This is a genomic window from Roseateles noduli, from assembly GCF_050626985.1.
Taxonomy (GTDB): Bacteria; Pseudomonadota; Gammaproteobacteria; order Burkholderiales; family Burkholderiaceae_C; genus Roseateles; species Roseateles noduli_A.
This window is the reverse complement of record NZ_CP192463.1, coordinates 5,555,379-5,575,889: the sequence shown is the minus strand read 5'-3', so window position 1 is coordinate 5,575,889 and position 20,511 is coordinate 5,555,379. Positions and strand designations below refer to the sequence as shown.

The window sequence follows — 20,511 nt, the reverse complement described above, 5'->3', positions numbered from 1 at the left end:
CAATCAAGAAACGGGATAGAAGAGAGGTGGTGCCCATGGCGCGGATCGAACGCGCGACCTCTCCCTTACCAAGGGAGTGCTCTACCACTGAGCCACATGGGCATCGACACAGGATTGATGACCTTATCAGCAAACCTGTGTCGATATCTCGACACAACACCTTTAACTTCCGATGGAGCGGGAAACGGGAATCGAACCCGTGTCATTAGCTTGGAAGGCTAAGGTTCTACCATTGAACTACTCCCGCCCGGGAGTTTTCCAATTCCAGCTGCCTGAACCGCGAAGCGGGTGTCGATCACCCGCTTCGTTGCTCGTGCATCTGTTCGCCTTGGTGGAGGAGGCTGGATTCGAACCAGCGTACGCGTTAGCGGGCAGATTTACAGTCTGCTGCCTTTAACCACTCGGCCACCCCTCCGAGGCGAGCCCACGACTATAGCACCGTTATTTTTTGGCGCAAACAAAAAATCCGCCAGGAACTGCACGCGTGCGATTGGCGCTCCCTGGCCGCGCCCCAGCGACCGACGCCACTGCGGCGCGCCGTCCCTTGGTAAATGCGGCCCAACGCACACAACCGGGCGCGACGACACGGACCACTCTTAATACCAATTTGCGACCAAGTGGTCTCATCGACACCCCTCGCCCTCAGGGGGTCGAGGTCCGGCGAACGGGCGCCTGGACACCGCTGTCCATGCGGGTCGCGGCGATGCCACAGCAGGGAAAACACCGGCCTGAAACTGGTAGCAAAGTGGCTTTACCGCTCGTTATAGTGGCATGGCATTGGTTGCATTGAGGTGTATCGGGGGCGCCAGCTGCATGCCACTCCGCCGAAGGGTGTCGTGATTTCAGGTGCCAAGTCTTCATCACGGCCACAACTCCCTGGCCACTCGAGGAGCAGTTCATCATGAAGGTCAACAAGACCCCAATCGCGGCGGCGGTGACGCTGACGCTGCTGAGCGCGGCGTTCGCCGTGCAGGCGCAGGAACAGAAGAAAGAAGAAAACACGCAGCTGGACCAGGTGGTGATCACCGGCATCCGCGCATCGCTGCAGACGGCCGCCAACATCAAGAAGAACGCCAACGCGGTGGTCGACGCCGTGTCGGCCGAAGACGTGGGCAAGCTGCCCGACTCCGACGTCGGCCAGGCGCTGGGTCGCATTCCCGGCATCTCGGTCGGACGCGATTTCGGCGTGGGCGCCTCGGTGTCGATCCGCGGCACCGACCCGCAGATGACCCTGACCACCCTGAACGGCCACAGCGTGGCATCGACCGGCTGGTACGACCAGAAGGCGATCGACCGCTCGTTCAACTATTCGCTGCTGCCGCCCGAGCTGATCGGCGGCATGGAGGTCTACAAGTCCTCCCAGGCCGACCTGACCGAAGGCGGCATCGGCGGCACCGTGATCGTCAAGACCCGCAAGCCGCTGGACCTGGATCCGAACGCGGTCTTCGTCAGCGTCAAGGGCGGCAAGGGCACGGTCAGCAAAGACTGGACGAAGGAAGTGTCCGGCCTGTACAGCTGGCGTGACAGCGGCAAGATGTTCGGCGTGCTGGTGTCGGGCGCCTTCGAGCGCGGCGACTACATGCGCCGCGGCATCGAGGCCGACGGCCGCTGGTCCGGCGACGTGACGCCGGGCACCTTCGTGCAGGAGCGCGAGCGCAAGGCGTTCAACGTCAGCCTGCAGGCGCGCCCGACCAAGAGCATCGACCTGGGCCTGAACTACACCCGCCTGGAGTACGACGCCGACGCGTCCAACACCACGCACTACCTGTACACGCTGCAGGATCCGGGCAAGGGCTACGCCGACACCGGAGCCTGCGTGCAGCCGAGCCCCGATCCGGCGCTGCTGTGCCAGAAGACCAACATCACGCAGGCCAACGCGACCAGCACCTTCCTGCAGACCTGGGCGCGCGCCGCCAAGATGACCTCGGACACCGTGGTCGCGGAAGGCTCGTTCAAGGGCGACGGCTTCAAGGTCGAAGGTTCGGCCGGCACGACCAAGGCGGACGGCGGCACCTCGCTGACGACCAACTACAGCTATCTCGGCTGGGGCAACGCGCCCGGCCTGCCGAAGTGGTGGGGTTCGACCGACGCGACCGGCAAGAAGATCTCGATCTCCCCGGGCCAGGACATGAGCGTGCCGCTGAGCGCCCTGGGCGCGACCTCGACGCCTGAATCCTGGGCGACCGCGCGCGGTCCCAACAAGGACAAGGAAGACTTCGCCCAGGCCGACGTGACGATCGATCTGGACTACAGCATCCTGACCGCGTTCAAGGCCGGCGTCCGCGCGACCAAGCACACCTTCACCAAGGACGAATACCGTCCGACGATGGTGACCACGCCGGTCAGCGCCAGCACCGACTCGCTGTTCAGCGGCACCATCCCGATGGGCACCCCAGGCTGGAGCGTGCCCAAGCCGAACCTGGGCGCGATGTTCGCGCTGGCCAACGCCAACGTGGCGAGCTGGACGCAGTCGCGCGGCGGCTACGGCGAGATCGAGGAGAAGAACACCGCCCTGTACGGCATGTTCAACTTCGAGAAGGATGCGCTGCACGGCAACTTCGGCCTGCGCTACATCCGCACGAAGGCGAGCAACGACGCCTACGTGTTCGACGGCACGCCGCTGGCGGCCGGCGACGTCGCGCAGAACATCGGCTGGAGCACCACCAAGGCGCAGCAGAGCGCGACGTACCACGACTGGCTGCCCAGCCTGAACGTCGTGTACGACCTGAACCGCAACACGCTGCTGCGCTTTGCCGCATCGAAGGCGATCACGCGTCCGAACTACGACAACATGTTCGCCGGCGCCACGCTGGGCTGGAACGACCAGGTCCAGAACAACGAGACGGTGAACTACGGCACCCCGGCGCTGAAGCCGCAGTCGTCCAAGCAGGTCGACCTCGGCATCGAGTACTACTACGGCCGTGGCAACCTGATGTCGGCGGCGATCTTCCACAAGAAGATCGACAACTTCATCACCACGACGACGCAGATCAACCAGTCCATCGGTCTGGTGAGCCCGGACACCGGTCTGGACAACTGGACGATCAACCGCTACATCAACGCGGGCGGCGGCAAGATCAACGGCATCGAGACGCAGATCAACCACTCGTTCGACAACGGCTTCGGCGTGGTCGCGAACTACACGTTCACGGATGCGAAGGCGCCCAAGACGAGCTACCAGGACGAGCTGAACATGTTCACGCTGTCCTCGCGTCACAACGTGAACCTGGTGGGCTTCTACGAAACCGACGTGTACAGCGCGCGCCTGGCCTACAACTGGCGCTCGAAGTACATGGTTCGCGAGACCGGCTATTACGGCAACCGCATGCACGACGACTACGGCACGCTGGACCTGAGCCTGGGCTGGAACATCACGAAGAACCTGCGTCTGAGCTTCGAGGCGATCAACCTGACCAAGGAAGACGACGTGCAGTACGGCGCCGCCGGCTCGAGCACCACGCTGCGCCAGTCGCTCAAGGGCGGCTACCCGGCCTGGTCCTTCATGGGCGAGACGACCTACCGCATCGGCCTGAACGCCAAGTTCTGATTCCAGGACATCTCCGAGGGTCCCCGGACCCTCTTCAAGCCCGGCTCATGCCGGGCTTTTTTGTTTCCGGGTCAGAAGTCCACGAAGGTGTTGACCGTGAGTCGCCCGCGACGCGGGTCGTCGCTGATGCTGAGCGCGGGATTCACGCAGGCCGTGTGGATGAGCCCACCGGAGTAGACGACCAACCGGTTGAACTTCGCCGGCAGCATGCCAAGGAAATCGAAGTGCGCGTCACCGGCGTCGAAGTAGCGCTGCGGCGGTGGCTGATGCTCGAGCTCCGCGCGGACTGAAGCGCCATAACGCTCGGTGTCCGCCACCGTGATCTGCTGGAGGCCGGTGGCCTTGTGCCGATAGAAGCCGGTGCCGCCGTGGCGGCCGTCGCAGAGGTACAGCAGCGCCGCCATGTAGTGCGGCGCGCTGGAGTCGAAATGAGGGACCCGTTGCAGAGGCCCGAGCTGACCCGGCGGCAAGGTCGTCAGCGAGAACATGCACGGCGTCTTGCGCAGCGGCAGGCTCTCGTCGATACCGAAGTTGATCTTGATGAGCGGATCCAGCAGCGACACCAGCTCCTGCGAATAGGCGCCCGGCGCAGTGGCCCGCATGCCGGGATAACCCTTGCCCTCGAGCGCGCCGGGGCAGAGTTCGAACGCGCTGTCGCAGGCGGCCTGCACCAGCGCCTGCGGATCCTCGAGGAAGTCGTCGATCAGCAGCACCTGATGGCCGCCCAGGGTCAGCGACTGCACGTCGGGTGGCATGCGGATGGAAAAGCTCATCCCCGGATTCTCCGTCCGCGCGCCGGACGGCGCGTCGGGGTTCACACCTTGATGTAGATGCGCCGTGCGTCGAGCACGCGCACGATCGCCCACCAGACGGCCACGAACACCAGCGCGAAGGCCAGCGAGCGACCATGCGGCCCGACGAGCGGCTCCAGCCAGCCGAAGCCGTGCGCATAGACCGGATCCATCCAGCCGAAGCCCACGAGCGCGACGGTGCAGCACCACGCGCCGGCGTAGGCCGCGATCGCGTTGACGCCGAAGCTGCGGAACAACGGCGGCCAGCCGAGGCGATCGATCAGCCCGTGCGCGCCGAGCAGCGCCAGCGCGGCGAGACCGCCGGTGAAGAGGACGAACGAGGGCGTCCACAGGTTCTTGTTGATCGGCATCAGCCCGATCGCGTCGAGCGCGAAGCCCGCCGCGGCGGCCGTGAGGCCGATGGTCGCGAGCTGCTTCAACGCGCCGGTGCGCAGCGCCTCGCCGCAACGCCAGCCGAGCAGCGTGGTCGCGAGCGCGCCCAGCGTGGCGACGATCCCCTCGGGGTCATGGCCGAGGCCGGTGGCCGCGTCCCATTCATAGCCATGAGGCCCCAGCAACCACGCGTCGATGCGACTCGCGATGTTGCCCGCCTTGTCGAGCGGACCGCCCCACAGCAGCAGCGCGCCATAGCCGAAGAGCAGCGCCGCGATCCAGAGGCGCTGCCCGGTCGCACGCCATTGGATCGCGATCAATCCGGTGAACGCGAAGCACAGGCCGATGCGCTGCAGCACGCCGGGAATGCGCAAGGCCGGCTTGCCCATCACGAGCCAGGCCAGCACGTGCAACGCCAGACCGAGCACCAGGATGCGCAGCGCGCGCTTGACCACGGTGACCCGCAGCGCATCGCCGCCGCCCGCCTCGATCCGCGCGCCCATCGCGAGCGACAGCGACACGCCCACGATGAACAGGAAGAACGGGAAGACGAGGTCGGTCGGCGTCCAGCCGTTCCAGGCCGCGTGCTCCAGCGGCGCGTAGACGTAGCCCCAGTCGCCGGGGTTGTTGACCAGCAGCATCGCGGCAACGGCCAGACCGCGCAGCGCGTCGACGGACGCGATGCGTTTCGAGGGAGCGTTCATGGGAATGAGGTCGGAAGGATCAGAAGTCGCAGCGGCTCTCGAGCGCCGGCTCGGCGGCAGGAACCTGGTCGAGTCGCGCAACACCGCCGGCACGCCAGCGCTTCACTTGCGCCTCCACCTGGGCCGGGCTCAGCGCCGTGTCCTTCGCGTGGAAGACCCAGTCGACGTCCTCTTCGTACACGCGCGGCGGTCCGCCTGCGGGCCCCTGCGGAAGAGGCCCCTCCGGCGAGAACCACAGGTTGAAGTTGATCGACATCGGCACCACCGGGTAGTTCCGCCCGCCGTGCTGGTCGATCTTGCGGCCGTCGATGAACCAGTGCGTGCGGCCATCGGCGACCTGCATGACCAGCGTGTGCCAGTCCTTGCCGGGCGCCCCCAGCGCGCCGAATTCCTCATGCTGCTGGTTGAAGGCGAGCCAAGGGTCCAGCCGCACCGTCTGCCAGGTGATGCCATAGATCCGTGTCTTCTCGCTGCCCCAGCCGCCGTTGGGCAGATACTCCCAGTCGAGCTCGCTGAACTCGGGATCGAAGTCGTGCTTCAGCGGGCTCACCACATAGAAGGTCTGGATCACCGGATCGCCGTCGGCACCACTCACCGGCTGATCGCTGAAGCGCACGCGTGCAGCATAGGTGCCGGCCAGGTACTTGCGCTGGTGGCAGACCTGCACCTGCGTCGTGCCCGCGCCAGTGCCGTCGGTCGTGCCGCGCAAACGCAGCTTGCCGTCGAAGACGCTCAACGCCTCCGGCGACCAGCGCGCGCCCGGCAACCCCGGATGACCGGCCGCGTGGCGCGCCGTCCATCCCTGCTTGAACATCGCCGCCGTATCGGCGTAGCTGAAGTCGTCGAAGAAGAACTGCGGGGGGGCAGCTTGAGCGCCCGTTGTCGCAATGAGCGTCGCGGCGACCGCCCACCTGAGAAGGCCTGAGCATTGGCCGCCAGTGCATGGGGCCTTGGCGGCAAGCGCCAAAACCCCAAGCACAGCCGTCCCCGACGACTGCCGTCCTGCAACGGATTTGCTACCGAGGACTTCGTGGGCGTTCATGTCGCGCTTTCGATCGGGGTCGGCGCATGGCCGTTGCTCTTGTCCTTCTCCTTCTTGCCGGGCATGCGGACGAAGAGCAGCAGGATCAGCGCCGGCACTCCGCAACCAATCGTCCACAGGAAGAAGTGCTCGTAACCCATCGCGATCTGGATGTCGCCGCTGATCGTCTTCGACAGGATGAAACCCAGCTGCATCACGCCGGAACCCAGCGCGTAATGCGCCGTCTGGTACTTGCCCGGCGCCACCGCTTGCATGATGAACAGGATCATCCCGACGAAACCGAAGCCGTAACCCAGCATCTCGATCGCCACGGCGGCACCGACATGCCACAGGTCCGCCGGCATCGTGACCGCCAGGTAGTAGAAGGTCGCGTTCGGCACCGCCATCGCCACGATGAGGAACGGCATCGCGCGACGCAGGCTCAGCCAGCTCGTGAAGTAACCGCCGACGATGCTCCCGACCAGGAACGCCGCCGTGCCCACGGTGCCGTAGATGCCGCCGACCTGCTCCGTCGTCAGACCCAGGCCACCCTTCTCGCGCGGTTCGATCAGGAACAAGGGGCCGATCGTCTGCACCTGACCCTCGGCGAAACGGAACATCACGATGAACAGGATCATCAACCAGATGCCCGGCTTCTCCAGGAAATCGGCGATCACCTCGCGCAGGGTCTGCCAGACGCCCTCGACGGTGAGATCGGCGTGATCGGTGTTGAGCGTGCCGGGCAAGGCATAGGCGTTGTAGCTGGCCAGCACGAACAGCAGCACCGCCAGCATCGCGAAGATCACCGACCAGGCGTTCATCACGCCGATGCCGCGCTCCAGATGCCCCGCCAGCACGAGCAGTCCGCCAAGCGTCAGAAACTTCGAGGCATTGAAGAACGCACCCTGCCACCCGGCGTAGGCCGCCTGCTGCCGGTCGTCGAGCGAGGCCATGTAGAGCCCGTCGCAGGCGATGTCATGCGTCGCCGACGCATAGGCCAGCAGGAACAGCACCGCGATGCTGGCCGCGAACCACATCGGCAGCTGCAGCGCCACCGCCATCAGGCCCAGTCCCACCGCGCCGGTGTACTGCCCGGCAACGACGATCAGCTTCTTGCTGCGCGCCAACTCCAGGAACGGGCTCCACAACGGCTTGAACGCCCAGGCCAGGCCGAGCAGGCCGGTCCATCGCGCGATCTGGTCGTTGGCGACGCCCATGTTCTTGAACATCAGGCCGGCGATCAGCATGACGACGAAGAACTGCATGCCCTGCACGAAGTACAGGCTGGACACCCAGCGGATGGGGCTGCGGTCGCTGCGCGCTGCGGCGGCGGGGGGAATCTTCGAAGAGCTCATGGGGGAGGACCTCGGTGCGATGCGGTGCTGTGCGGGGCGGCGGATGCCGGCGTCAATCCAGCGTGACCGGCGACTGCCCGCCGGCCTCGCCGCGACCTTGCAGCCAGGCACCGAGCGCGCCCAGCGCGCCGTCGGCATAGCCCCAGCTGATCACCGTGGGGGCCGAGACATCCAGCGCCTGGAACGGATTCCACAGCACCAGGTGCAGGTCAGGCCGCCATGCGGCGGCGTTGGCGCCGTAGCGCGCGCGGTGCGTGGAGGCCACGATCGTGAAGCGGCCGTCGTCCGGCACGATGGACCAGTCGAGCGTCGCGATGTCGCCGAGGGAGACGAACTCGACATCGCCGTAGCCTTCGAACAGCGCGCGCACCTGCGCGCCGGTCGGGCCGGCCTCGGACACGCCGTCGGTCGGCACCTCGTCCTGCACCAGCACCCGGATCGGCCGTTCGACCGCCGGCGGCTTCGCGCCGCGCAGCGCGCTCAGACCCGCGGCCCAGGCGCGGCGCATCAGCACGTCGTCGGCCTCGCGCTGCGCGCCCCGGTAGTCATCGACGCGGATGGGGTAATCACGCGCCAGCTTGTCCAGCCGCGCCTCGGCCTGACGGCCGCGCTCGACGCTCAAGGTCCCGCGCGTCAGCGCGTCCTGCAGCGCGTGGATCGCCTGCGCCTGCTCGTCCAGCGAGCCCTGCGCCAGGATCATGTCGGCGCCGGCGTTGATCGCCAGCACCGCGGCCTTCGCAAAGCCGTAGCGCTCGGCGATGGCCTTCATCATCAGCGCGTCGGTGATGACGACGCCGTCGTAGCCGTACTCGTCGCGCAGGATGCCGCCCAGGATCGTCTTCGACAAGGTGGCGGGATATTGCGGGTCGATCTGCGGATAGACGATGTGTGCCGTCATGATCGACGGCGCCACGTCGCGCAGCGCCTGGAAGGGCTTGAGTTCGAGCGCGTCCAGCTCGGCGCGGGACTTCTCGACCGTCGGCAGGTCCAGGTGCGAGTCGACGTGCGTGTCGCCGTGCCCCGGGAAGTGCTTGATGCAGCAGGCCACGCCCGCCGCCATCGAGCCCTTCATCCACGCGCCGGCCAGGCGCGTGACGGTGTCCGCGGTCTCGCCGAAGCTGCGCTCGGCGATCACCGGGTTGGCCGGGTTGTTGTTGATGTCGGTGACCGGCGCGAAGTTCCAGTTGATGCCGATGCCGCGCAGCCCGCGCGCCACCGCCGCGCCGACCTGCTCGGCCAGGCCCTCGTCGCCCGCCGCGCCCAGTGCCATCGCCGACGGCGGCTGCGGCAGGAAGGTCGCCCGCACGACGGAGCCGCCCTCCTGGTCGAGCCCGATCAGCGCATCCGCGCCCATCGCGTCGCGCAGGTCCTGCGTGAGCTGGCGGACCTCCGCCTCGGTGCCCAGGTTCTTGCGGAACAGGCACACCGCGCGGATCCGGTTGTCCCGCAGAAATGCCGCGGTCGCCGCATCCAGCGTCTTGCCCGGGATGTCCACCATCACCAGCCGGCCCGGATGGAATGCTGTCTCGCTCATGTCGCTCTCTTCTGCCTGGCCCGCGGGTCGACGGCTGGGTAATTCGGATGGATCGCGGAAGTCCGCGGAGGCCCGGCGGCGCCGGGCCCGTCCCTCAATGCGTCTTGGTGACCTTGGCCAGATGCCGCGGCTGGTCGGGGTTCAGACCCCGCGCCTGCGCCAGCGCCTCGACCATCGGATAGAAGCTCTGCACCGCCGCGATCGGATCGAGGTCCTCGTTGCCCGTGCAGGTCAGCGGCAGCTCGGCGCCCGGCGTGCCCTCCGGCGCCGCCAGCAGCACGCGCGCGCCACGGCCCCGCATCTCCTCGGCCAGCGCCAGCAGACCGGCCTGCGCGGGACCGCGCGGCGCGAACACCAGCAGCGGATAGCCCTCGTCCACCAAGGCCATGGGACCGTGCTTCACTTCCGCGCCGGAGAAGGCCTCGGCCTGGATGCCGCAGGTCTCCTTGAACTTCAGCGCCGCCTCCAGCGCGATCGGCAGCGAGGTGCCGCGGCCGATGACGAACAGCTTGTCCGCGCCCTTGAGCACGTCGACCGCCACGTCCCAGCGCTGCTTCGCGGCCTGCTCCATCGCCTGCGGCAGGGTCTGCAGCGCGGCGGACAGATCCTCGTCGCCCTGCCACGCGGCCACGACGCGCGCGCCCGCCACCAGCTGCGCGATGTAGCTCTTGGTCGCGGCGACGCTCTGCTCGACGCCGGCATGCAGGCGGAACACGTACTCGGCGGCGGCCTCCAGCGGCGAGCCGTCGGCGTTCACGAACGCCACCGTGCGCGCGCCGTTGGCGCGGAAGTACTGCGTCGGCGAGACCAGGTCCGGGCTCTGGCCCGATTGCGAGAACGCGAAGGACACCAGCCCCTGGCTCTCGATCTTGCTCTGGTAGAGCGTGATCAGCGACATCGGCAGCGAGGTCACCAGCCGGCCCAGCCGCGCCATCACGAGGTAGGCGAGGTAGTGGGACGCGTGGTCCGAACTGCCGCGCGCGATCGTCAGCAGCGAGGTCGGCGGCTGCTCGCGCAGTGCGTCGCCCAGCGAGGCATAGGCGTTCTGATCGGCGGCCAGTTGACGGGCCACCACCTGCGGCGCGCTCAGCGCCTCATCCAGCATTCGCGAGGTCAATTGCTTCTCCTTCAACGACCACGCACTGCAACTGCAAGCCACGGTCCATCACCACGAAATCCGCCCAGGCGCCCGGCGCCAGACGGCCCCGATCGTCCAGACCCAAATAATCCGCCGCGTTCGTCGAGACGCGCTTCGACGCGTCCTCGATCGGCAGGCCCAGTTTCAGCACCAGGTTGCGCAGCGCCTGGTCCATCGTCAGCGTCGATCCGGCCAGCGTGCCGTCGGGCAGGCGCACGCCGCCGAGGCACTTGGTGACGCGGTGGCGGCCCAGGCGGTATTCGCCATCGGGCATGCCGGCGGCCGCCGTCGAATCGGTGACGCAGAACAGGTGCGGGATGCTGCGCAGCGCGACGCGGATCGCGCCGGGGTGCACATGCAGCAGGTCCGGGATGATCTCGGCGTACTGCGCGTGCGCCAAAGCGGCGCCGACCATGCCGGGCTCGCGGTGGTGCAGGCCCGTCATCGCATTGAACAGGTGGGTGAAGCCGCCGGCGCCGCGGCCGAGCGCGGCCACGCCGTCCTCGTAGGTGCCCAGCGAATGGCCGATCTGGACCTGGAAGCCGGCCTCGCGCAGCTGCGTGACGAGGTCGAGGTGCGCCGGCAGTTCCGGCGCCAGCGTGATCAGGCGGATCGGCGCGATCGCGTGCAGCTCGCGGATCTCGGCGATCGACGCGACCTTGGCGAAGTCCGGCTGCGCGCCGAGCTTGCCGGGATTGATGTACGGCCCTTCGAGGTGCACGCCCAGCACGCGCGCGCCGCCCTGGGGGCGCAAGACGCAGAGCTCGGCCAGCCCGCGCATCGCCTGCCGGATCTCGTCCAGCGGCGCGGTCATCGTCGTCGCGAGCAGCGAGGTGGTGCCGTGTGTCGCATGCAGCTTCGCGAGCTGCGCGGCGGCGTCGCCGCCTTCCATCGTGTCGCGGCCGGCGCCGCCGTGGACGTGGGTGTCGATGAAGCCGGGCAGGACGATCGGCAGGTCCTGCGCGCCGTGTCGAACCTCGTGCTCGGACACGGCGGTGCCGTCGATGCGGACGATGCGACCGGCCCGGGGAAGCGCCGGGCCGCCCCAGGCGCCCGGGACCCCCTCGGGGGACGGGCTGGCCGCAGACCCGCCCTGGGGGCCGTTGTCAAATTCCAGCACACCGCGGATGAACCCGTCAGGTGTCAGTATGAATCCGTCGATGTGCTGGGTCGTCATCCGTCTCGCCTCATCTCCGCGACGAAGTCGTAGTAGTCGCTGCGGCAGTAGGAATGGGTGAGCTCCACGGCCTGACCCTGGTCGAGGTAGCCCACGCGGGTGATGAACAGCACCGCCTGCCCCACCGGCACCTGCAGCAGGCCGGCCAGACGCGAGTCCGCATTGATGGCGCGGATGTGCTGCAGCGCGCGCACCGGCGCGCCGCCGTGCTGGGCGAGGTGCTCGTACAGCGAGGACTCGACCTGCTGCGGATCGGGCAGCACGGCCTCGGGCAGGACCGAGAGCTCATAGGCCATGACCACGGCGTCCGCCAGGCGCAGGCGCTCCAGGCGCGCGACGCGTTGGCCGGTCGTCAGGCCGAGCGAGAGCTGCTCGTCCGGCGCCGCCATGGCGAAGCCGCGCGTCAGCCAGCGGCTGCTGGGCTTGAAGCCGCGCTGGTGGAGTTCCTCGGAGAAGCTGGTCAGGCGCGACAGCGGCTGCTCCAGCTTGGGCGCGATGTAGTTGCCGGAGCCGCGCTTGCGCACGATCAGGCCCTGTTCGACGAGACGGTCGATCGCCTTGCGGGCGGTGACGCGCGAGAGGTCGAGCGACTCCGAGAGCACGCGCTCCGACGGCAGGGCCTCGTCGGCCTGGTACTGGCCTTCGCGGATCGCTTGCGCCAGCTTGTGGGCCAGCTGCATGTACAGCGGCGACGCGGCGGCGGGGTCAGGCTTGAACTGGAAGGGCAGCTTGGTGCTCATCGGGCTTCTCGTCTTCAACGGGGGTCGGAGAGAGCGCCGCGGACCAGCCGCAGCGCGCCGTCGGCCGAGTCGCCCTGGGGCGACACGCAACGGGCCCGAATGTTGCCTGAGAAAAGCGCGGCGAGCCGCTGCGCCACGCTGCCCGCGAGCGACAGCGGCAGTTGCCGCGCCGGGTCGAGCGCGAGCGCGAGCTGCTCCAGTTCCGCGACCGCCTGCGCGACCAGCGCCGCGGCGGCCGGATCGGATTCCGCCTGTTCGAACACGAGCGGCGCCAGCTGCGCGTACGCGTGCTGGCCGGCCCGGGCGACCCAGGCGTTGATCGCATCGCGGTCCTGGTCGTGGCCGCACCCGGCGGCGGCCCACACGGCGCGGGCCAGCGGGCCGGCGTCGACGCGGCCGTCCATCGCCTTCTGCGCCAGCCGCATCGCCTGGATACCGAGCCACGCGCCGCTGCCTTCGTCACCGCCGATCCAGCCCCAGCCGCTGACGCAGACCAGCGAGCCGTCGGCGCGCAGCGCCTCGCCCACCGTGCCGGTGCCGGCCGCGATCACGCCGCCGGGCCGGCCCGCATGGGCGCCGATGACGGACGTGGTGCCGTCGTTCACGAGTTCGATGTGGGCGTAGCCGGGCTGCTGCGCGATGAAGGCCTGCGCCTGCGCGGCGACGCCGGCGCCCGAGAGACCCAGGCCGATCGCCGTTTCGCCGAGCGGCAGACGCTCGATCCCTGCCTTGGCGGCCGCTTCCTGGACAGCCGTCTGGATGTGGCGCCAGGCCTGGGCGATGCCCTGCCCCAGGGCCGACGGCCCCGCCCATCCCTGTCCGAGCAGCTGTCCGTGGACATCGCTCAGCCGGACCCGCGTGCCGGTGCCCCCGCCATCCACTCCCACCAGGAAGCGGACGCCCGCGAAGCGCGGCTGCAGAGGTGCGGACCAGGCGTCCGCCAGGGGGTGGCTTGTCATGATTAATACCAGTTTAGTACCAAAAAACGCGAAGCGTCAATTGGTAGCGCACTGGACTTAACCCTGATGTCCGAGCCCCGTTCGGAGGGGCGTCGTGGTTATAACCACCAACGTACCAGTTATGGCTCCGCGAAAAAAAGCGCGGAGGCCTGTTTTACTCCCTCTCCCGCTTGCGGGAGAGGGCAGGGGTGAGGGCCAGCGGCCGCCGCAGTACGGTCAATCCAAGGACCAGCCGAGCTCGACGCCCTGCCCCTTGAGCCAGTCGCTCGCCGCCGAGAAGTGGCCGCAGCCGATGAAAGGTGCGGGACCGCGCGTGGCGGAGAGCGGCGACGGATGGTTGGCCTGCAACACCAGATGCCGATGGCCCGCAGCCTCGATCAGCGGCGCCTTCGCCTGCGCATGAGCCCCCCAGAGGAGGTAGACCTTGGGGGCCGGGTCTTGCGCGGTCGCGGCGATGAGCGCGTCGGTCAGCGATTCCCAGCCCTTCTTCGCATGCGAGGCGGCGGCGCCGTCCTCGACGGTCAGGCTGGTGTTGAGCAGCAGCACGCCGCGCCGCGCCCACTCGCCGAGATGGCCCGACATCGCCGGTTGCTGCCCGAGATCGCGCTGCAGTTCCTTGAAGATGTTGCGCAGCGAGGGCGGCAGCTTCTCGCCCACCGGCACGGAGAACGAGAGCCCCTCCGCCTGCCCCGGCCCGTGGTACGGGTCCTGGCCGACGATGACGACCTTGACGTTCGTCAGCGGCGTGAGGCGCAGCGCGCGCAGCGGATCGGGCGGATAGATCACCGCGCCCTCGGCGATGCGGGCCTTCAGCAAGGCCTCGATACGCTGGCCGTCGGCGCTGTCGCGCCAGGCGTCGATGAGGGGCTGCCAGCCGTCACCGGCCGACCAGTCGAGGGTCTTGAGCGTCACAGTCATCGGCAATGGGCGTTCTTCAGCGGGACCGGGCGGCGATCCATCAGCGGAACAGCGCCGACAGCGCCGCGCCCGGATCGGGCGCGCGCATGAAGGCCTCGCCGACGAGGAAGGCATGGACCTGCGCGTCGCGCATGCGCTGCACGTCGGCGGGGCCGAGGATGCCGGACTCCGTCACCAGCAGACGATCCGCTGGCACGTGCTTCAGCAGTCCGAGCGTCGTGTCCAGCGTGACCTCGAAGGTCTTCAGGTTGCGGTTGTTGATGCCGACCATCGGGGTCTTCAGGCGCAACGCACGCTCGAGTTCCGCCCCGTCATGGACCTCGACCAGCACATCCAGGCCGAGGCCCAGCGCGCAGTCCTCGAGCTCGGCCATCAGGCCGTCGTCCAGGCTCGCCGCGATCAGCAGGATGCAGTCGGCGCCCATCGCGCGGGCTTCGTAGACCTGGTACGGATCGATCATGAAGTCCTTGCGCAGCACCGGCAACGCGCACGCCGCGCGGGCCTGCTTCAGGAACTCGACCGAGCCCTGGAAGTGCGGCGCATCGGTCAGCACGCTCAGGCAGGCCGCACCGTGCTGCTCGTAGCTGCGGGCGATGTCGGCGGGACGGAAGTCCTCGCGCAGCACGCCCTTGCTCGGGCTGGCCTTCTTCACCTCGGCGATGACGCCGCTGCGACCGTCGGCGATCTTGGCGCGCAGCGCCTTCACGAATCCGCGCGTCGGCTCGGCGCGCGATTCGGCTTCAGCGCGCAGCGCGGCCAGCGGCACGCGCGCCTGCGCCGCGGCGACTTCCTCGCGCTTGACGGCGTTGATGCGATCCAGGATGTCAGACATACGACTCTCACTTCATGCCGGCGCGAGGGCCGGGCGCTACCGCGGCGAGGCCGATCGGCCCTGCCGCGTCTCAGATGTCTCAGGCTTGCGCGGCAGCCTGCCGCTGCGTCTCGGCCACGAACTGCTCCAGCTTCGCGCGCGCGGCGCCGGACTCGATCGCGACTCGCGCCTTGGCGATGCCGTCGGCGATCGACTCGACGACGTTGGCGGCGTACAGCGTCGCGCCCGCGTTCAGCAGCACGATGTCACGCGCCGCGCCGGGCTCGTTGCCGAGCACGCCCAGCAGCACCTGGCGGCTCTCTTCCGGCCCGCTGACGCGCAGGTTGCGGCTCGCGACCATGGGCATGCCGAAGTCCTCGGGATGGATCTCGTACTCGCGGATCTCGCCGTTCCTCAGCTCGCCGACCAGCGTCGCCGCGCCCAGAGAGATCTCGTCCATGTTGTCCTTGCCGTAGACGACGACGGCGTGCTGCGCGCCCAGGCGCTGCATCACGCGGACCTGGATGCCGACGAGGTCCGGATGGAACACGCCCATCAGGATGTTGGGCGCGTCGGCCGGGTTGGTCAGCGGTCCCAGGATGTTGAAGATCGTGCGCACGCCGAGTTCCTTGCGGACAGGCGCGATGTTCTTCATCGCCGGATGATGGTTGGGCGCGAACATGAAACCGATGCCGGTCTTGCGCACGCACTCGGCCACCGCCTGCGGCGGCAGCGACAACGTCACGCCGAGGGCCTCCAGCACGTCCGCGCTGCCGGTCTTGGACGACACGCTGCGGTTGCCGTGCTTGGCGACCTGCGCGCCGGCCGCGGCCGCGACGAACATCGAGCAGGTCGAGATGTTGAAGGTGTGCGCGCCATCGCCGCCGGTGCCGACGACGTCGACCAGATGCGGGCCCGCCTCGATCGGCACCTTGACGGAGAACTCGCGCATGACCTGCGCGGCGGCGGTGATCTCGCCGATGGTTTCCTTCTTGACCCGCAGGCCGATCAGGATCGCCGCGGCGGTCACCGGCGAGATGTCGCCGCTCATGATGCGGCGCATCAGCGCCAGCATCTCGTCGTGGAAGATCTCGCGGTGCTCGATGACGCGGGTCAGCGCCTCGTTGTCGGTGATGGGCATGGCGATCTCCCGCTCAGGCGTTGAAGAACCGGCGCGTCGCCGCGACCGCGCGATCGACGCCCGCGGCGTCCACGTCGAGGTGGGTCACGAAACGCAGCTTGTACAGGCCGGTCGTGAGCACGCCTTCCGACTTCAGATGCTCGACCAGCTTCGCCGCGATGCCCTTGTCGACGTCGCAGAACACGATGTTGGTCTGCGGCGCTTCGACCGTCAGGCCCGGCAGTCCCTGCAGGCCTTCGGCGAGCCGCGCGGCCAGCGCATGGTCCTCGACCAGGCGCTTCACCTGGTGATCGAGCGCGTAGTGCGCCGCCGCCGCGAGCAGCCCGGCCTGGCGCATGCCGCCGCCGAGCATCTTGCGCCAGCGGTGCGCGCTCTTGATGAGCTCGCGCGAGCCGCACAGTACCGAGCCGACCGGCGCGCCCAGGCCCTTGGAGAAGCAGACCGACACGCTGTCGAAGTGCGAGCAGATGCGCCTGACCGCGTCGTACGGATCGCTCCCGTCGCGCGCGGCGACCGCGACCGCCGCGTTGAACAGGCGCGCGCCGTCGAGGTGGCGCGACAGGCCATGGCGCTTCGCCAGCTCGGACGCCGCGGCAAGGTAGTCCATCGGCAGCACCTTGCCGCCGATCGTGTTCTCGAGCGCCAGCAGCCGGGTGCGCGCGAAGTGGGCGTCGTCGGGCTTGATGTTGGCCTCGATGTCGGCCAGCGGCAGCGAGCCGTCCGGCGCGTGGTTCAGCGGCTGCGGCTGGATCGAGCCCAGCACCGCGGCGCCGCCGCCCTCCCAGCGGTAGGTGTGGGCGAACTGGCCCACGATGTATTCGTCGCCGCGCTGGCAGTGCGCCATCAACGCGCAGAGGTTGCTCTGCGTGCCGGTGGGCATGAACAGCGCCGCCTCGAAGCCGAGCCGCTCCGCCAGCGCCGCCTGCAGCGCGTTGACGCTCGGATCGTCGCCGAAGACGTCGTCGCCCAGCGCCGCGGCCGCCATCGCCGCGCGCATGCCGGCGGTCGGCTGCGTGACGGTGTCGCTGCGCAGATCGACGAGGCCTGCGCGGTGGTTCGAGGCCGTGCTCGTGCTCGTGGTGTTCATCGTGCCAACTCCAGGAAGTTCTTGAGCATCGCGTGGCCGTGCTCCGAGAGGATGGATTCGGGATGGAACTGGACGCCTTCCAGCGGCGTCGCGGTGCCGGCCAGCGCGCGGTGGCGCACGCCCATGATCTCGCCGTCCTCGCTGCGGGCGCTGATCTCCAGCTCCGCGGGCATCGTCGACTCCTCGATCGCCAGCGAGTGGTAGCGGATCACGTCGAAGCGCTCGGGCAGTCCGCTGAAGACGCCCTGCGTGTCGGTCGTGATCGTCGAGGACTTGCCGTGCATCTGCACCTTGGCGCGGATGATGTTGCCGCCCAGCGCGGCGCCGATGCTCTGGTGGCCCAGGCACACGCCCAGGATCGGCAGCTGGCCGATGAAGCGCTGGATCGCCGGCACGCAGACGCCCGCTTCCTTGGGCGTGCACGGGCCGGGCGAGAGCACCAGATGCGTCGGATTCAGCGCGGCGATCCCGTCGAGCGTGATCTGGTCGTTGCGGACCGTCTTCACCTCGGCGCCGAGCTCGGCGAAGTACTGCACCAGGTTGAAGGTGAAGCTGTCGTAGTTGTCGATCATCAGCAGCATGTCGTTGCTCCTTCGTTCACTTCAGCTTCAGAAGCCTTCTTCGACCAGTTCCGCGGCGCGCAGCAGCGCGCGCGCCTTGGCCTCGGTCTCCTTCCATTCGAGCTCGGGCACCGAGTCCGCCACGATGCCCGCCGCCGCCTGCACGTACAGCACCTGGTCCATGACGATGCCGGTGCGGATCGCGATGGCCAGGTCCATGTCGCCGCCGAAGCTCAGGTAGCCGCAGGCGCCGCCGTAGATGCCGCGCTTGACGGGTTCGAGCTCGTCGATGATCTCCATCGCGCGGATCTTGGGCGCGCCCGACAAGGTGCCTGCGGGGAAGCTGGCGCGGAACACGTCCATGTTGCCGATGCCAGGTTTCAGGATGCCTTCGACGTTGCTGACGATGTGCATCACGTGCGAGTAGCGTTCGACCGCGAAGGCGTCCGTCACCTTCACGCTGCCGGTCTGCGCGATGCGGCCGATGTCGTTGCGGGCCAGGTCGATCAGCATCAGGTGCTCGGCGCGTTCCTTCGGATCGGCCTTGAGCTCGACCTCGAGCGCCTGGTCCTGCTCCGGCGTGCCGCCGCGCGGACGCGTGCCGGCCAGCGGACGGATCGTGACCTTGCGGCCGTCGGGTGTCTGCTCCTGGCGCACCAGGATCTCGGGCGAGGCGCCGACGATCTGGAAATCCCCCATGTCGTAGAAGTACATGTAGGGGCTGGGGTTCAGCGAGCGCAGCGCGCGGTAGAGGCTCAGCGGCGACTCGGTGTAGCGCTTCTTCAGCCGCTGGCCGAAGACGATCTGCATGCAGTCGCCGGCGGCGATGTAGGCCTTGGCCTTGTCGACGGAGGCGAGGAAGTCGGCCTTGGCGAACTCGCGCTCCACCGGATGCGCCTGCGCCCGCGCGACGCGCGGCGCGGCGACCGAGTAGCCCAGCTTGTCCTTCAGCTCGGTGAGGCGCTTCTTCGCCTTGAAGTAGGCCTCGGACTGGCCGGGGTCGGCGTAGACGATCAGGTAGAGCTTGCCCGACAGGTTGTCGATGACGGCCAGCTCCTCGCACTGCAGCAGCATCACGTCGGGCGTCGGCAGGCCGCCGTCGGGCGTGGAGTCGGCCAGGCGCGGTTCGATGTAGCGGACGGCGTCGTAGCCGAAGTAGCCGGCCAGGCCGCCGCAGAAGCGCGGCATGCCGGGCCGGAGCGCGACCTTGAAGCGCTGCTGGTAGGCCTCGATGAAGGCGAGCGGGTCGCCCTCGTGGGTCTCGATCACGGCGCCGTCGCGGATCACGCGGGTGACCGGCCCTTCGCTCTTCAGCACGGTGCGCGCGGGCAGGCCGATGAAGGAGTAGCGGCCGAAGCGCTCGCCCCCGACCACCGATTCCAGCAGGAAGCTGTGGCGGCCCGGGCCGTTGCCGGCGCAGAGCTTCAGGTAGAGCGAGAGCGGGGTCTCGAGATCCGCGAAGGCCTCGCTGATCAGCGGGATGCGGTTGTAGCCGTCGGCGGCCAGGCTTTGGAATTCCAGTTCGGTGATCACGTCGTCAAACCTCTCGTCGGTTGCGGCGTGTCGTCAGTGACGCAGGGCATCACGACGCGCGCGCAAGCGGTAACTCAGGTCGCCTGTTGGACCTGCCCCGTACGGTAGGGTGCAGAGGATGTGTGACGGTTCCCGCGTCCGGGGGATAGGGGTGGACGGCGGGTGGCAAGCATCAGGCGGCTTCAGGTGAAGTCGTGCCAGGATCGCCAGGGCCAGGCTCCCCGGTCGTTCGACCCCTTGATGTGCTTGCGCGTGATAAACATGGTGCGGATCAGTGTAGCAGGCGACGTGGGCAGGAGGATTCCCGGAGGGCCTGCTTCGCATGCCTGGCGGATACTTCGCTTCAGAGTCGACCGTGGAGTCGGCCGACCCCTGGAGGGAAAGAGACAACATGTCCAAGCGCAAAGTCCTGATGACCGCGGGCGTGCTCGCGGCCGCGATGCTGAGCTCGTCCGTGGCGTCGGCCCAGTCGACGCCGCCGGCCGCATCGGCCGCGGCGGCGGCCGCCACCGCACCGATCGAACTGGCCGGCGTCAAGTACGACGGCACGGTCGAGGTGGCCGGGCAGAAGCTCCAGCTCAACGGCGCGGGGATCCGCTACAAGGCGATCTTCAAGGTCTACACCGCCGGCCTGTACATGAACGCCAAGGCGACGACGCCGGAAGCCGTGCTGGCCAACACCGGTCCGAAGCGCATGCACATCCAGATGCTGCGCGACATCGACGGCGAGGAGCTGGGCAAGCTCTTCACCAAGGGCATGGAGCAGAACGCGTCGCGCGAGGAGTTCGGGCGTTCGATCACCGGCGTGCTGCGCATGTCGGAGATCTTCGTGCAGAAGAAGAAGCTCAAGACGGGCGAGAGCTTCGGCGTGGACTACATCCCGGGGACGGGCACGGTGGTCTTCGTCAACGGCCAGTTGATGCCCGGCGACCCGATCAAGGGCGAGGACTTCTTCAACGTGCTGCTGAAGATCTGGCTGGGCAAGTCGCCCGCGGACAGCGACCTGAAGGTCGCGCTGCTCGGCGGCGCGAAGGCGGTGGCGAGCAACCGCAACGCGGCGGGCAGCGGGCGCTGAGCGGGTACGGCCGGCGCCCTCCTCCTC

Annotated in this window: 17 protein-coding genes and 3 tRNA genes; 2 read left to right on the top strand and 18 right to left on the bottom strand. The window is 68.3% G+C overall.

From position 1 onward, the window contains the following. Positions 1 to 27 precede the first annotated feature (27 nt). The 3 genes from ACQ4L4_RS24260 to ACQ4L4_RS24250 all read right to left on the bottom strand — a co-directional run bounded on the left by ACQ4L4_RS24260 (position 28) and on the right by ACQ4L4_RS24250 (position 415). Positions 28 to 102, bottom strand: a tRNA-Thr gene (locus ACQ4L4_RS24260). 71 nt (positions 103 to 173) lie between these two features. Further along, a tRNA-Gly gene (locus ACQ4L4_RS24255) sits at positions 174 to 247 on the bottom strand. Between the two features lie 82 nt (positions 248 to 329). Beyond that, positions 330 to 415, bottom strand: a tRNA-Tyr gene (locus ACQ4L4_RS24250). A gap of 486 nt (positions 416 to 901) precedes the next feature. On the opposite strand from ACQ4L4_RS24250, the gene ACQ4L4_RS24245 reads away from it, so the two are divergent. After that, a complete protein-coding gene (locus ACQ4L4_RS24245; RefSeq protein ID WP_431101400.1) occupies positions 902 to 3,547 on the top strand; it encodes a TonB-dependent receptor in 2,646 nt (881 codons plus the stop codon). A gap of 71 nt (positions 3,548 to 3,618) precedes the next feature. Here the strand turns inward: ACQ4L4_RS24245 and ACQ4L4_RS24240 are convergent, their stop codons facing one another. The 15 genes from ACQ4L4_RS24240 to trpE all read right to left on the bottom strand — a co-directional run bounded on the left by ACQ4L4_RS24240 (position 3,619) and on the right by trpE (position 19,409). Continuing rightward, complete coding sequence (locus ACQ4L4_RS24240) at positions 3,619 to 4,320, bottom strand: DUF6445 family protein (protein WP_431101399.1); 702 nt, start codon at positions 4,318 to 4,320, stop codon at positions 3,619 to 3,621. A gap of 41 nt (positions 4,321 to 4,361) precedes the next feature. Beyond that, positions 4,362 to 5,435 (bottom strand): acyltransferase family protein, encoded by a 1,074-nt coding sequence (locus ACQ4L4_RS24235; protein WP_431101398.1) that lies wholly within the window; start codon positions 5,433 to 5,435, stop codon positions 4,362 to 4,364. 19 nt (positions 5,436 to 5,454) lie between these two features. Beyond that, positions 5,455 to 6,249, bottom strand: coding sequence for a glycoside hydrolase family 16 protein (locus tag ACQ4L4_RS24230; protein ID WP_431101397.1), 795 nt, complete (start codon positions 6,247 to 6,249; stop codon positions 5,455 to 5,457). 224 nt (positions 6,250 to 6,473) lie between these two features. Beyond that, entirely contained in the window at positions 6,474 to 7,811 is a 1,338-nt protein-coding gene (locus ACQ4L4_RS24225) for an MFS transporter (RefSeq protein WP_431101396.1), read from the bottom strand. Between the two features lie 52 nt (positions 7,812 to 7,863). Beyond that, entirely contained in the window at positions 7,864 to 9,345 is a 1,482-nt protein-coding gene (nagZ, locus tag ACQ4L4_RS24220) for a beta-N-acetylhexosaminidase (protein ID WP_431101395.1), read from the bottom strand. Positions 9,346 to 9,439: 94 nt separating this feature from the next. Continuing rightward, positions 9,440 to 10,450: an SIS domain-containing protein gene (locus ACQ4L4_RS24215; protein WP_431105009.1), complete on the bottom strand. Its 1,011-nt coding sequence runs from the start codon at positions 10,448 to 10,450 to the stop codon at positions 9,440 to 9,442. Then, positions 10,440 to 11,660: an N-acetylglucosamine-6-phosphate deacetylase gene (nagA, locus tag ACQ4L4_RS24210; protein ID WP_431101394.1), complete on the bottom strand. Its 1,221-nt coding sequence runs from the start codon at positions 11,658 to 11,660 to the stop codon at positions 10,440 to 10,442. The genes ACQ4L4_RS24215 and nagA overlap by 11 nt, the downstream gene beginning before the upstream one ends. Continuing rightward, positions 11,657 to 12,400: a GntR family transcriptional regulator gene (locus ACQ4L4_RS24205; protein ID WP_431101393.1), complete on the bottom strand. Its 744-nt coding sequence runs from the start codon at positions 12,398 to 12,400 to the stop codon at positions 11,657 to 11,659. Before ACQ4L4_RS24205 ends, nagA begins: the two co-directional genes overlap by 4 nt. A 14-nt stretch (positions 12,401 to 12,414) precedes the next feature. Continuing rightward, positions 12,415 to 13,359 carry a BadF/BadG/BcrA/BcrD ATPase family protein gene (locus ACQ4L4_RS24200; protein ID WP_431101392.1) on the bottom strand — a complete coding sequence of 315 codons (945 nt, stop codon included), beginning with the start codon at positions 13,357 to 13,359 and terminating at the stop codon, positions 12,415 to 12,417. 216 nt (positions 13,360 to 13,575) lie between these two features. Further along, entirely contained in the window at positions 13,576 to 14,277 is a 702-nt protein-coding gene (locus ACQ4L4_RS24195; RefSeq protein WP_431101391.1) for a uracil-DNA glycosylase, read from the bottom strand. 40 nt (positions 14,278 to 14,317) lie between these two features. Next, positions 14,318 to 15,109 (bottom strand): indole-3-glycerol phosphate synthase TrpC, encoded by a 792-nt coding sequence (gene trpC, locus ACQ4L4_RS24190; RefSeq protein ID WP_431101390.1) that lies wholly within the window; start codon positions 15,107 to 15,109, stop codon positions 14,318 to 14,320. Positions 15,110 to 15,188: 79 nt separating this feature from the next. Continuing rightward, positions 15,189 to 16,229, bottom strand: a complete 1,041-nt coding sequence (trpD, locus tag ACQ4L4_RS24185; protein WP_431101389.1) for an anthranilate phosphoribosyltransferase — start codon at positions 16,227 to 16,229, stop codon at positions 15,189 to 15,191. 13 nt (positions 16,230 to 16,242) lie between these two features. Beyond that, entirely contained in the window at positions 16,243 to 17,316 is a 1,074-nt protein-coding gene (ltaE, locus tag ACQ4L4_RS24180; protein ID WP_431101388.1) for a low-specificity L-threonine aldolase, read from the bottom strand. Beyond that, positions 17,313 to 17,897 carry an anthranilate synthase component II gene (locus tag ACQ4L4_RS24175; RefSeq protein WP_431101387.1) on the bottom strand — a complete coding sequence of 195 codons (585 nt, stop codon included), beginning with the start codon at positions 17,895 to 17,897 and terminating at the stop codon, positions 17,313 to 17,315. Before ACQ4L4_RS24175 ends, ltaE begins: the two co-directional genes overlap by 4 nt. Positions 17,898 to 17,924: 27 nt before the next feature. After that, the gene (gene trpE, locus ACQ4L4_RS24170; RefSeq protein WP_431101386.1) at positions 17,925 to 19,409 is read right to left on the bottom strand and encodes an anthranilate synthase component I; all 1,485 of its coding nucleotides are present in this window, start codon (positions 19,407 to 19,409) and stop codon (positions 17,925 to 17,927) included. Between the two features lie 391 nt (positions 19,410 to 19,800). Between trpE and ACQ4L4_RS24165 the strand changes: the two genes are divergently transcribed. Further along, positions 19,801 to 20,484, top strand: coding sequence for a chalcone isomerase family protein (locus tag ACQ4L4_RS24165; protein ID WP_431101385.1), 684 nt, complete (start codon positions 19,801 to 19,803; stop codon positions 20,482 to 20,484). Positions 20,485 to 20,511: the final 27 nt, after the last annotated feature.